This window comes from Microbacterium algeriense (assembly GCF_008868005.1).
GTDB classification, from domain to species: Bacteria; Actinomycetota; Actinomycetes; order Actinomycetales; family Microbacteriaceae; genus Microbacterium; species Microbacterium algeriense.
Genome location: NZ_WAAO01000002.1, coordinates 339492 through 351293 on the forward strand (window position 1 = coordinate 339492; position 11802 = coordinate 351293).

Annotated in this window: 12 protein-coding genes; 8 read left to right on the top strand and 4 right to left on the bottom strand. The window is 70.6% G+C overall.

The features are described from left to right. Positions 1–2: 2 nt before the first annotated feature. On the top strand, positions 3–1319 hold the full coding sequence (locus F6A08_RS09190) for a hemolysin family protein (RefSeq protein ID WP_017203213.1): 1317 nt from the start codon (positions 3–5) through the stop codon (positions 1317–1319). Then, entirely contained in the window at positions 1316–2377 is a 1062-nt protein-coding gene (locus F6A08_RS09195) for a hemolysin family protein (RefSeq protein WP_124895270.1), read from the top strand. Before F6A08_RS09190 ends, F6A08_RS09195 begins: the two co-directional genes overlap by 4 nt. 65 nt (positions 2378–2442) lie before the next feature. Here the strand turns inward: F6A08_RS09195 and F6A08_RS09200 are convergent, their stop codons facing one another. Next, positions 2443–3510, bottom strand: a complete 1068-nt coding sequence (locus F6A08_RS09200; protein WP_151459302.1) for an NADH:flavin oxidoreductase/NADH oxidase — start codon at positions 3508–3510, stop codon at positions 2443–2445. Positions 3511–3566: 56 nt separating this feature from the next. Between F6A08_RS09200 and F6A08_RS09205 the strand changes: the two genes are divergently transcribed. The 6 genes from F6A08_RS09205 to F6A08_RS09225 are packed head-to-tail and all read left to right on the top strand — an operon-like array spanning position 3567 to position 7962. Then, complete coding sequence (locus tag F6A08_RS09205; RefSeq protein WP_151459303.1) at positions 3567–4397, top strand: ADP-dependent NAD(P)H-hydrate dehydratase; 831 nt, start codon at positions 3567–3569, stop codon at positions 4395–4397. Continuing rightward, positions 4394–5629 carry a hypothetical protein gene (locus F6A08_RS09210; RefSeq protein ID WP_040568635.1) on the top strand — a complete coding sequence of 412 codons (1236 nt, stop codon included), beginning with the start codon at positions 4394–4396 and terminating at the stop codon, positions 5627–5629. The genes F6A08_RS09205 and F6A08_RS09210 overlap by 4 nt, the downstream gene beginning before the upstream one ends. 4 nt (positions 5630–5633) lie before the next feature. Further along, on the top strand, positions 5634–5978 hold the full coding sequence (locus tag F6A08_RS09215) for a thiamine-binding protein (RefSeq protein ID WP_017203209.1): 345 nt from the start codon (positions 5634–5636) through the stop codon (positions 5976–5978). After that, positions 5971–6105: a hypothetical protein gene (locus F6A08_RS17850; protein WP_017203208.1), complete on the top strand. Its 135-nt coding sequence runs from the start codon at positions 5971–5973 to the stop codon at positions 6103–6105. Before F6A08_RS09215 ends, F6A08_RS17850 begins: the two co-directional genes overlap by 8 nt. A 9-nt stretch (positions 6106–6114) precedes the next feature. Next, positions 6115–7344, top strand: a complete 1230-nt coding sequence (locus F6A08_RS09220; protein ID WP_017203207.1) for an MFS transporter — start codon at positions 6115–6117, stop codon at positions 7342–7344. A 9-nt stretch (positions 7345–7353) separates the two neighbouring features. Then, the gene (locus tag F6A08_RS09225; RefSeq protein WP_151459304.1) at positions 7354–7962 is read left to right on the top strand and encodes an NUDIX hydrolase; all 609 of its coding nucleotides are present in this window, start codon (positions 7354–7356) and stop codon (positions 7960–7962) included. Between the two features lie 10 nt (positions 7963–7972). On the opposite strand, the gene metX is transcribed toward F6A08_RS09225, so the two are convergent. The 3 genes from metX to F6A08_RS09240 all read right to left on the bottom strand — a co-directional run bounded on the left by metX (position 7973) and on the right by F6A08_RS09240 (position 11655). Further along, complete coding sequence (metX, locus tag F6A08_RS09230; RefSeq protein WP_124895277.1) at positions 7973–9178, bottom strand: homoserine O-acetyltransferase MetX; 1206 nt, start codon at positions 9176–9178, stop codon at positions 7973–7975. A gap of 98 nt (positions 9179–9276) precedes the next feature. After that, entirely contained in the window at positions 9277–10215 is a 939-nt protein-coding gene (locus tag F6A08_RS09235) for an endonuclease/exonuclease/phosphatase family protein (protein WP_151459305.1), read from the bottom strand. Between the two features lie 117 nt (positions 10216–10332). Next, positions 10333–11655: a bifunctional o-acetylhomoserine/o-acetylserine sulfhydrylase gene (locus F6A08_RS09240; RefSeq protein WP_124895279.1), complete on the bottom strand. Its 1323-nt coding sequence runs from the start codon at positions 11653–11655 to the stop codon at positions 10333–10335. Positions 11656–11802: the final 147 nt, after the last annotated feature.

The following is an 11802-nucleotide window of genomic DNA, read 5'->3' on the forward strand; positions in this document are numbered from 1 at the left end:
TGATGGACTACATCATGTTGGGCGTGGGGCTCCTGCTCACGGTCGGCACCGGTCTCTTCGTCGCCAGTGAGTTCGCGCTGGTGAACCTCGACCGCGCCGACCTCGAGGCTCGCCAGGCTCGCGGCGAATCGCGGCTCTCGCTCACGATCAGCGCCCTCAAGCACACCTCGACGCATCTCTCGGCGGCCCAGCTCGGCATCACGCTGACGACGCTGCTCACCGGATACACGATGGAGCCGGCACTGTCGAACCTCCTCCGTCCGACCCTCGTCGCCTGGAGCATCCCCGAGGCGGCGGTCGCGCCCATCGCGACGGTCGTGGCGATGTTCGTCGCGACGGTGCTGTCGATGATCCTCGGCGAGCTCGTGCCCAAGAACTTCGCGCTGGCGCTGCCGCTCGCGACGGCGAAGCTCGTCGTCCCGTTCCAGACGGCCTTCACCACGATCTTCAAGCCGGCCGTTGTCGTGCTCAACGGCAGCGCCAACGGTGTTCTCCGCAGCATGGGGATCGAGCCGAAGGAAGAGCTCTCTGGCGCGCGCAGCGCCGAGGAGCTCTCGTCCCTCGTCCGTCGCTCGGCCAGCGCCGGCGTGCTGGAAGCCGATACGGCCACCCTCCTCGATCGCACGCTGTCGTTCTCCCGGCTCACTGCCGCGGACGTCATGACGGCCCGCCCGAGCATGCACGCGATCGCCGCCGGCGACTCGGTGGACGACGTGATCCAGCTCGCCCGCCGCACGGGGCACAGCCGCTTCCCGGTGTACGACGACGACCTCGACGACATCATGGGGGTCGTGCACCTCAAGGCCGCGATCTCGGTGCCCCGCGAACGCCGCGGCGAGGTGCCCGTCGGCGCCCTGGCCACGGAGCCGCTCCGGGTTCCTGAGACCGCCCACGTCGACGGCCTCATCGCGGAACTCAGGGCTCGGGGCTACCAGCTCGCCGTCGTGGTCGACGAGTACGGCGGAACCGCCGGACTCGTGACTCTCGAGGACCTCGTGGAGGAGCTGGTCGGGGAGGTCTCCGACGAGCACGACCGCACGCGCGCCGGCGTCATCCGCAACCGCGAGGGCATCACGTTCCCCGGCGAGCTGCGTCCGGACGAGCTGCGACGTCGCGCGGGCGTCGAGGTGCCGGAGGGTGATGTCTACGACACGGTCGGCGGCTACGTCATGAGCGTCCTCGAGCGGGTCCCGTCGGTCGGCGACGAGGTCCCCCTCGACAGCGGCACCCTGCAGGTGGTCCGTATGGACGGTCGCCGCGTGGATCGGGTGCGCTACGTTCCGAGACCCGTCGACGCCGAAGAGGAGGCCACCCGATGAACGATTGGGGAGGACTCGCCTGGCTGGTCGTGCTGCTGGTCGCGAACGCTTTCTTCGTCGGCGGGGAGTTCGCCGTCATCTCCGCGCGACGGTCGCAGATCGAGCCCCGCGCGGAGCAGGGGTCGCGCGCGGCGAAGACCGCGCTGTACGCGATGGAGCATGCGACGCTCATGCTCGCCACCTCGCAGCTCGGCATCACGATCTGCTCGCTGCTGATCCTGAACGTGTCGGAACCGGCGATCCACCACCTGCTCGCCGTGCCGCTGCACGCCCTCGGCTGGCCGGACGGTGCGGTCGACGCGGTCTCGTTCACGATCGCGCTGCTCATCGTGTCATTCCTGCACGTGGTGTTCGGAGAGATGGTGCCGAAGAACCTGGCGTTCTCGGTCCCCGACCGTGCGGTGCTGCTCCTCGCACCCCCGCTGGTGTGGGTGTCGAAGGTGTTCATGCCGGTGATCTGGGTGCTCAACGCGGCGGCGAACGGCGTTCTGAAGCTGTTCCGCGTCGAACCGAAGAACGAGGCGGCGTCCACGTTCACCCTCGACGAGGTCGCGACCATCGTCAGCCAGTCCCGTCGCGAGGGTGTCCTCATGGACACCGCCGGCACGGTCACGGCGGCGGTCGAGTTCACCGACAAGAAGGCCAGGGATGTGGCCGTGCCGCTGAGCGACCTGGTGACCCTGCCGCAGTCGACCACTCCGGACGACATCGAGAAGGCGGTGGCGCGCTACGGCTTCTCGCGGTACGTGATCGTGGACGAGGATGCCGCACCGATCGGCTACGTGCACCTGAAGGACATCCTCCGGGCGTCCGAGGGGCCGGATGCGGAGGTCAAGATGGTCGAGCCCATCCCGGCCAAGCGCATCCACCACATGGTGCCGGTGCAGGAGGACACGGATCTGGAGGACGCGCTGGCGGTCATGCGCCGGGCGGGTCGCCACCTGGCCAAGGTGCGGGACGCCCAGGGCAACACGACCGCGGTGCTCTTCCTGGAGGACATCCTGGAGGAATTGGTCGGCGAGGTGCAGGACGCCACCCGTCGTTTCCGCGGGCGCTGAGTCCGGCTCGTCCGACGACGGCCGCCGACCCCGGATGGGGCGGCGGCCGTCGTCGTCGGTGTCGATCAGCGCCAGCGGGCGCGATCGTACTGCGGAGGCCACGGGACCTCGACACCCAGCTCGTGGGCCGCGCGGAGCGCGAAGTGCGGATCGCGCAGCCACTCGCGCCCGGCGAAGACCGCGTCCGCCGCGCCGTCGGCGAGCACCTGCTCCGCCTGTGCTGCGGCCGTGATGAGCCCGACGGCGGAGACCGGGATCCGCCCGCTCTGGCGCACGGACTCCGCGAGCGGCACCTGGTAGCCGGGGAACACGTCGATGCTCTGGTGTGCGACGAGCCCGCCGCTGGACACGTCGATCAGGTCGGCGCCGCGCTGCGTGGCCCAGGTGCTGACGACCGCGGCCTCCTCGGGGGTGAAGCCGCCCTCCGCGTGATCGGTGGCGGAGATCCGGACGAACAGGGGGATATCCTCCCCGGCGACCGCGCGCACGGCATCGATGACGCGCAGCAGCAGTCGTGCGCGGTTCTCCAGCGTCCCGCCGTAGTCGTCTTCGCGGCGGTTCGACAGCGGGGACAGGAACTGGTGCAGGAGATAGCCGTGCGCGCCGTGCAGCTCGAGCACGTCGAAGCCCGCCTCGAGAGCTCGTCTCGCGGCCGCGGCGAAGGCAGCCACGATCCTCTCGATCCCGGCGAGGTCGAGGGCGAGCGGTTCGGCGAACCCGTCGAACGCGACGGCGGAGGGAGCCGTGGTGGTCCAGCCCCCGGAGGCCACAGGCACCGAGCCCCGCTCCGGAGCCCAGGGCCACCACGTCGAGGCCTTCCGTCCGGCATGGGCGAGCTGGATCCCGGCGAGGCCTCCGCGACCGTGGATGGCCGCGACGATCGGTGCCCAGGCGTCGCGCTGCTCGTCGTTCCACAGTCCCGCGTCGCGCGGGGAGATGCGGCCTTCAGGAACGACAGCCGTCGCCTCGGCGACGATCAGGCCGGCGCCGCCGGAAGCGAACGGCGTCAGGTGCCCGTGATGCCATTCCTGCACGATGCCGTCCACGGCGCTGTACATGCACATGGGCGACACCCACAGTCGGTTGCGGAACGTGCGGGAGCGGATGGTCAGCGGGGAGAAGAGAAGACTCACCGTTCGACGGTACTCCCGTGCAGGCTTCCGGACGGCCACCGCACTAACGTGGAGTCATGGTCGAGGTGCGGGAATGGTCACGCAGCGATGCCGCGCGGTTCTTCCGCGCGCCGACGGCGGACGACGACAAGTACTCCCGCGGAGTGGTGGCTGTGCGCACCGGATCGCCCGCGTACCCGGGCGCCGCCGTGCTCGGAGTCGAGGCCGCATGGCGTGCCGGAGCGGGCTTCGTGCGGTACGTCGGCGAGCAGCCGGTCATCGACGCCGTGCTCGCACGAAGGCCGGAGACCGTCGGCGGCGCGGACGTCGGCCACTCCCGGATCGGCGCCTGGGTGATCGGCTCCGGCACCGACCCGGCGCATCGCGACGACACCGAGACCGCTGCTCTGCGGGAGATCCTCTCCGGCGCGGTGACGGTGATCGTCGACGCGGGAGCCCTCGACCTGGCGGCGGACGCGCGTGCGCCGTTCGTCGCGACCCCGCACGCGCGGGAGTTCGAACGGCTGCAGCAGCAGCTGGGACTCTCTCTCCTGGAGGATCGGGCTGAGGCTGCGCGCCGGACGGCTGTCGAACTGGGCGGTGTCGTGCTGCTGAAGGGCTCCCGCACGCTGATCGTCGGTCCGGACGGACCGGCGCTCGCCGTCGAGGCGGGCACCGGCTGGCTCGCGACCGCGGGGACCGGCGACGTGCTGGGTGGTGTGCTGGGCGCGGTGCTCGCCGCGAACCCGGACGCCGAGCCCGCCGAGGCCGCCGCAGCGGGCGCGTGGCTGCACGGACACGCCGCGCGGATCGCCGCGGGTGTCCTCGACGGGTCTCCGGGGCAGCCGATCGTCGCGCTGGATGTCGCGCATGCCCTTCCGCCCGCGATCGCGGACCTCCTGGCGTGACCCGCACCTCCACGCTCCGAGTGCTCGCGCTGTGGTGCGCCTTCCTCGTGGTGCATCTGGTCACGGCGTGGCTGGGCTGGGTCTACCCGAACCAGCCCATGGGCGACGTGGTGCTCGTGTACGAACCCTGGGCATCGTCGGCGCTCGGGGGCGGATCGATCGTCGGCATCACCGAGACCTGGGTGTATCCGCAGCTGGCGCTTCTGCCGATGCTGCTCGCCGCGGGTCTTGCCGCACCGCTGGTCGCGCTGCTCGGGGTCTCGGGCGCCTATCTGGTGGGATGGGTGACGCTCGTCCTCGTCCTCGATGCGGTGGCGTTCGGGGTCCTGGTGGGCCGCGCGCCGTCCCGTGCGCGCCGCGCCGCCGCCTGGTTCTGGTGCGGTGCGCTGCTTCTCCTGGGACCGATCGCGCTCTACCGCATCGATGCGATCACCGTGCCGCTGGCGGTGATCGGCGGGCTCTGGCTGGCCTCCCGGCCGGTCGTCGCGACCGCCCTGCTCACGATCGGAGCGTGGATCAAGATCTGGCCCGGAGCGCTCGTGCTCGCCGCCGTGGTCGCACTCCGGGCACGTGTGCGGGTGCTGCTCACGGCGGTCCTGGTCGCTGCAGGCGTCGTCGTGGCGCTGCTCCTGCTCGGTGCGGATGCCGAGATCCTCGGCTTCCTGACCGAGCAGACGGGCCGCGGGCTACAGATCGAGGCGGTGGCCGCGACGCCGTTCCTGTGGCTCGCCGCAGCCGGGGCGGCACGCATCGACTACAGCTTCGAGATCCTCACGTTCCAGATCACCGCGCCAGGGGTGGAGACCGTCGCTGCGGCGCTCACTCCGCTCATGGCGTTCTGCGTGCTGGCCGTCACCGGGATCGGAGCGGTGAAGGCCGTGCGCGGGGCGTCCTTCGCTCGGCTCTTCCCGCCGCTCGCCCTCACCCTGGTGGTGCTGCTCATCGTGACGAACAAGGTCGGATCCCCGCAGTTCCAGACCTGGCTGATCGCGCCGGTGATCCTGTGGGTCGTCCTCGACCGTGTGCGAGCGCGTGTCCCCGTGGTCGTCGTCCTCGCCCTCTGCCTGCTCACGTGCCTCGTCTACCCCCTGGGCTACGACGCCCTGCTGCGCGCCGATGCGCTCGCGGTCGGGGTGCTGACGATGCGCAACGCTCTGCTTCTCGTCCTTCTCGTCCTGGGTGTCCGCACTCTCGTGCGGGTGCCTGTCTCGCCACCGAAATCCAGGGAGTGAAACCATGCTGATCGCCTTCTCCGTCGCCCCGAGCGGCACACCCGCCGAGGGTGCAGAGCGCACCGACGCCTCCGTGCACGACGCTGTGGCCGCCGCGGTTCGCGTGGTGCGCGAGTCGGGGCTGCCGCACCGCACCACGAGCATGTTCACCGAGATCGAGGGCCCGGACTGGGACTCGGTCATGGACGTGGTGAAGCGTGCGACCGAGGCCGTCATGCCCTTCGGATCGCGGGTCTCTCTGGTGCTCAAGGCCGACATCCGGCCGGGGTATTCCGGAGAGCTCGACGCGAAGATCGAGCGTCTGGAGGCGGCCATCGAAGGGGCGGCCGTCGAGGAGTCGGATGACTGATCTCCTGTCGTCCGCCTCGGTCACGCTCCGAGCTACGTTCGCGGCGGACGTGGATGTGTTCATGAGCCTCGACCGCACCGGGCGGTCAGGGACCGGGCAGGCGATCGAGGAGCCCGACGCCCGGTAGGCTGTACCGGTGAATCCCTCGACGCCATCGAGGGGTGCGGCGAAGTGGGCGCTCCTCTCTCTCGCCATCGGCAGCTTCGGCATCGGCATGACCGAGTTCGTGGTCATGGGCCTGCTGCCCGACATCGCCGCCGACCTGCTGCCCTCCCTCTGGGCCGCCCGTCCGGAGGAAGCGCTGAGCCAGGCCGGCTGGCTCATCTCCCTCTACGCGCTCGGCGTCGTCGTCGGAGCGCCGACCATCGCCGGTTTCGTGGCGCGCTTCCCGCGGCATCGGGTGATGATCGTGCTCGCCCTCGCCCTGACGGTGTTCAACGCGCTCACGGTCGTGCTGCCCACGTTCGAGCTCGTCGCCGCATCGCGGTTCCTCGCCGGACTCCCGCACGGCGCGTACTTCGGCATCGGCGCGCTGGTCGCCGCCGACGTGATGGGACCGGGCAACCGCGCGAAGGGCGTGGCCTTCATCCTGACCGGTCTCACCGTCGCCAACGTCGTGGGCGTGCCGCTGGGCACGTTCCTCGGTCAGCAGTGGGGCTGGCGGTCGGCTTTCGCGGTCGTGGCTCTCGTCTTCGCTCTCGCGACCCTCTGCATCGCGCTGTTCGTCCCCCGGCACCCCGGTGAGCCCGGGCGGACGATGCGGCAGGAGCTCCGGGTCTTCCGCATCCCGCAGGTGTGGTTCACGCTCGGGGTCGGAGCGATCGGCTTCGGCGGTTTCTTCGCGGTCTACAGCTACATCGCGCCTCTCGTGACCGAGGTCGCCGGCTCGCCCGAATGGGTGGTCCCGATCGTCCTCGTGCTGATGGGCCTGGGGATGACGGCCGGAAACCTCGTCGGCGGCCACTTCGCCGACATCGACCTGCGTCGCACGCTGCTGTTCGGCCTCGCGACGATGGCTGTCGTGTTCGCGCTGCTCGCCTTCCTGTCGTTTTGGATCATCAGCCTGGCCGTGACGGTGCTCGTGGTTGGCTTCGTCTCCTCCGTGCTGAGTCCGACGATCCAGACGCGGCTCATGGACGTGGCCGGTGACAACCAGTCCATCGCGGCCGCGATGAACCATTCGGCGCTCAACATCGGCAACAGCCTGGGCGCGTTCCTCGGCGGTGTCGTGATCGCGGCGGGCTGGGGTTTCACGGCCCCGGCATGGACCGGTGCCGCGCTCGCCGCGGCGGGTCTGCTGATCGCTCTGCTGTCGTATCGCGTCGAAGCGCGTCGTCCGGCGCAGGCGGAGCTCGTCGCGTCGTAGAGTGACGGGGTGAGCGCCCCGGAGTCCCTGCCCCTCGCCGGTACCGCGGTGCTGCTGCGCACAGCGGACCCGGGGTTCGAGGTGCTGCTGATGCGCCGCCCTGATCGCGGTTCGTTCGCCGGCGCCTGGGTGTTCCCCGGCGGCAAGGTGGAGCAGAGCGACCGCCGCGAGGGCGGCGATGAGGTCGACGCCGCACGGCGGGCGGCGATCCGGGAGACCCGCGAGGAGGTGGGACTCGTGGTCCCCGAGCTCACGGTGCTGTCGGAGTGGCGACCGCCGATCGAGGCGCCGACACGGATCCGCACCTGGTTCTTCCTCGGCGAGGCTCCGGTCGGCGAGCTCTCGCCGTCGCCCGCTGAGGTCGCGGAGATCGCCTGGGTGACGCCGTCCGCGGCTCTCGCACGACACGCGGCGGGGGAGTGGACGCTCTTCCCGCCGACCTGGGTCACTCTCCATCAGCTGTCGGCGTTCCTCGACCTGTCCTCGGCGGTATCCTCGGCCGGGGCCGCGCAGCTGTTCCAGACGCGGGTGGTCGACTCGGAATCGGGGCGTGCTTTCGTGTGGGACCACGCGCGCCTCGAGGCGGGCGCGCTGCCTTGGCGCTTCCTGACCGATTGAGGACGACGGCTCAGCTGTCGAGCAGGCGGCGCAGATTCGTGCCGACGGCTTCGGTCTCGATGAGGAAGCCGTCGTGCCCGAAGTCGCTCGTGACGACGACCGCGTCCCCGTCGATCACGTTCGGGATGCTGCGCGCGATGCGCTGCTGCCCGTCCACGGGGAAGAGGCGGTCGCTGTCGATCCCGAGGACGAGGGTCGTGGCGGTGACGCTGTGCAGCGCCTCTTCGACGCCGCCGCGTCCCCGACCGACGTCGTGCGAGTTCATGGCCTCGACGAGCGTGATGTAGCTGTTGGCATCGAAACGCCGGGTGAACTTGTTCCCGTGGAAGTCGAGGTACGACTCGACGGCGAAGCGTCCGCCGTGGCCGAGCGGTGACACGTCCGACTGCCAGGAGCGCTGGAATCGCTGATTGAGCTCGATGGGGCTGCGGTAGTTCAGCAGCGCCATGCGGCGGGCGAGCGCCAGCCCTCGATGCGGCCCGTCGCCGTCGCCCAGGTCGTAGTACTCGCCGCCCTGGAACCGCGGATCCATCCGGATGGTCTCCAGCTGCACCGTGTTGAGGGCGATCTGGTCGGCGGTGGTCACCGGGGGAGAGGAGAGCACCGCGAGCCGCCGCACGCGGTCGGGATGAGTGGCCGCCCATTCCAGGGCGTGCATGCCGCCCATCGAACCGCCGATGACCGCGGCCCAGCTGTCGATGCCGAGCGCGTCCGCGAGCCGCACCTGCGCCGCCACCTGGTCGCGGATCGTCAGGTAGGGGAATCGCGATGCCCACTCGTAGCCGTCCGGCGCGATGCTGGCCGGCCCCGTTGAGCCCTGGCAGCCGCCGAGCATGTTCGGAGCGATCACGAACCAGCGGTCGGTGTCGAGCGGGGCCCCTGGACCGGTGATGTCCTCCCACCAGCCGGCCGTCGGGTGACCGGACCCGGCAGGGCCGCGGACGTGGCTGTCGCCGGTGAGGGCATGCAGCACCAGGATCGCGTTGTCCCGAGCGGCGTTCAGCTCGCCCCAGGACTCATAGGCGATCCGGATGCCGGGAAGCTCGGCGCCGCTCTCGGTCGCGAAGGAGCCGAAGGCCGCGAACCGACGGCCGCCGACGGGATCGCCGTCTCGCCAGGCTCCCGTCGCCGGAGGGCGCGCCCGGAGCAGCCGGACGTCGGCCTCCGTCACGGGCGCGGAAGGCACCGTGTCCTCCGAGGTCGTCTGCCAGTCCATCCCCCCATTCTCGCGTGGACCGGAGGGCGCGGGCGGCAGGTTACGACCCGATGTCGCATCGACGGACGGCGATGATGCGGGCGAGCGCCGGCGCAGCGTCAGCGGACGGTGGTGACGGTGGCGAGGTGGTCGCTGCTCCCGGCGCGCACGGTGCGGGAGGCGATCACGTCGAGTCCGCGGACGAACACGTGGTCGATGCGGACGACGGGAAAGGCGGCCGGCCACGTGAACCCGAGGGTGCCGTCGGTCGGTCGCACCCAGTCGGCTTCAGAGCGCATCGCCGCCAGGCTCGGGTCCGTCGACGGCGCATTGAAGTCGCCCACCGCGATGATCGCGGCGGCCGGGTCGGCGGCGACCTGTGTGGCGATGCCCTGCACCATCGTGTCGCGGTCGTGCTGGTGTCCCGGCCGTACGGAGGCCGCGTGCAGCACGTACACCGCCACCTGTCGCTGCGGGGGCTGGACCTCGACGCGGAGGGCGCGCTTCCAGCCGAGCCCGAGCGTCAGCGGCTCCGTGGTCGAGAAGGGGTAACGGCTCCAGACCGCGACGGTGCCGACGGCGTACGCGTACGGATACTCCTCGGCGAGGGCCTGCTGCGCCGCGGAGAGGCTGTCGCCGTCCAGCTCGGTGAGCGCGATCACATCAGCGCCGCCGGCCGCGAGCTCGGTCGCCGAGGCCGCCGCTCCACCCGAGTGGGCGCGCACGTTCTGGCTCATCACCGTCAGCGTGGAAGCCGAGGGGCCGGGCGCGGGGGTCGCCGGGGCGGGGAGCGCCGGGGCGAGAGCGAGCAGCCACAGCAGCGCCGGAACCAGGATGAGGACCATGACACGGCGCGCACGGAGCAGCGCCGTGAGCAGCAGGGCCAGCAGGACCAGACCGAGCCAGGGGAGGACGGCCGCGACCGCGGTGCCGACGACGCCGGGTATCCAGCCGCACGCCACCACGACCGTCAGCAGGAGGCTGACGGCGGCGATCCCTCTCGCCTGGCGCGTCGTGCGTCGTCGGAGGCCCGGCGGGCGCGGTTCGGCGTCGATCATGCTCTCCTCACGGCAAGGGCTCCATTCTCGACGACCTCGCCTGTGGAGCCGCCGGATGTCCCCCGCACACGACGACGCCCCGGACCGTGCGGGCCGGGGCGTCGTCGTGCGGACGTGTCAGGCGCGGGCGGCCTCGGACACGGCGCGTGCGGCAGCGAGCGCCTGGTCCAGGTCGGCCTTGAGGTCTTCGACGTTCTCGATGCCGACCGAGAGCCGGACGAGACCGGGGGTGACGCCGGCCGTGAGCTGCTGCTCGGGGGTGAGCTGGGCGTGCGTGGTCGAGGCGGGGTGGATGACGAGCGAGCGCACATCGCCGATGTTGGCGAGGTGGCTGAACAGCGACAGGCTGTTCACGAACTCCCGGCCGGCCTCCACTCCGCCCTTGAGCTCGAACGACAGGACGGCGCCGACACCCTTGGGGGCGTACTCGTTCGCCTTGGCGTACCACGGCGAGGAGGGCAGACCCGAGTAGTTGACCGTCGCGACGTCGTCACGGCTGTCCAGCCACTCGGCGATCTCCTGCGCGTTCTGCACGTGGCGCTCGATGCGCAGCGAGAGGGTCTCGACGCCCTGGATGAGGTTCCAGGCGCTCTGCGGGGCGATGGCCGAGCCGAGGTCGCGGAGCAGCTGCACACGTGCCTTGATGATGTAGGCGAGCGGGTCGCCGACCGCTGCGGTGTAGCTCGCACCGTGGTACGAGGGGTCCGGCACCGTGAGACCCGGGAACTTGTCGACGTTCTTCGACCATTCGAAGGAGCCGCCGTCGATGATGACGCCGCCGATCGTGGTGCCGTGACCGCCGAGGAACTTGGTGACCGAGTGGACGACGATGTCGGCGCCGAACTCGAACGGCCGGATCAGGTACGGCGTGGCGATCGTGTTGTCCACGATGAGCGGAACGCCGTTCTCGTGCGCGATGTCGGCGACGGTGCGGATGTCGAGGATGTTGATCTGCGGGTTGCCGATGGTCTCCGCGAAGAACAGCTTCGTGTTCGGGCGGACCGCGCGGCGCCACTCCTCGGCGTCGTCCTGGTTCTCCACGAACGTGACCTCGATGCCGAGCTTCGCGAGCGTGTACTTGAAGAGGTTGTACGTGCCGCCGTAGATCGAGCTCGACGCCACGAAGTGGTCGCCGGCCTGGGCGATGTTGAGGATCGCGAACGTCGACGCCGCCTGACCGCTGGCCAGGACGAGGGCGCCGGTGCCGCCTTCGAGCGCGGCGAGGCGCTGCTCGAGCACGTCCTGCGTGGGGTTCTGGATGCGGGTGTAGATGTTCCCGAACTCCGCGAGGGCGAAGAGGTTGGCCGCGTGGTCTGCGCTGTCGAACACGTATGAGGTGGTCTGGTAGATCGGCGTGGCCCGCGCCTTGGTGACCGGGTCGGGGGCGGCGCCCGAGTGGATCTGCTTGGTCTCGAAGCGCCAGGACTCGGGTGCGGACATGTGATTCCCCCAGAAGTGGTCGGAAGGTCGGATGGCGGATGCCGTTGCAGCGAGAGTACGGAATATCGGAGCTTGTCAACAACAGCCGGGAAATGTGACGTAACACGGTCGAGGGCCGGAAACACGGGCTCGCGGCGCGGCAGGCAG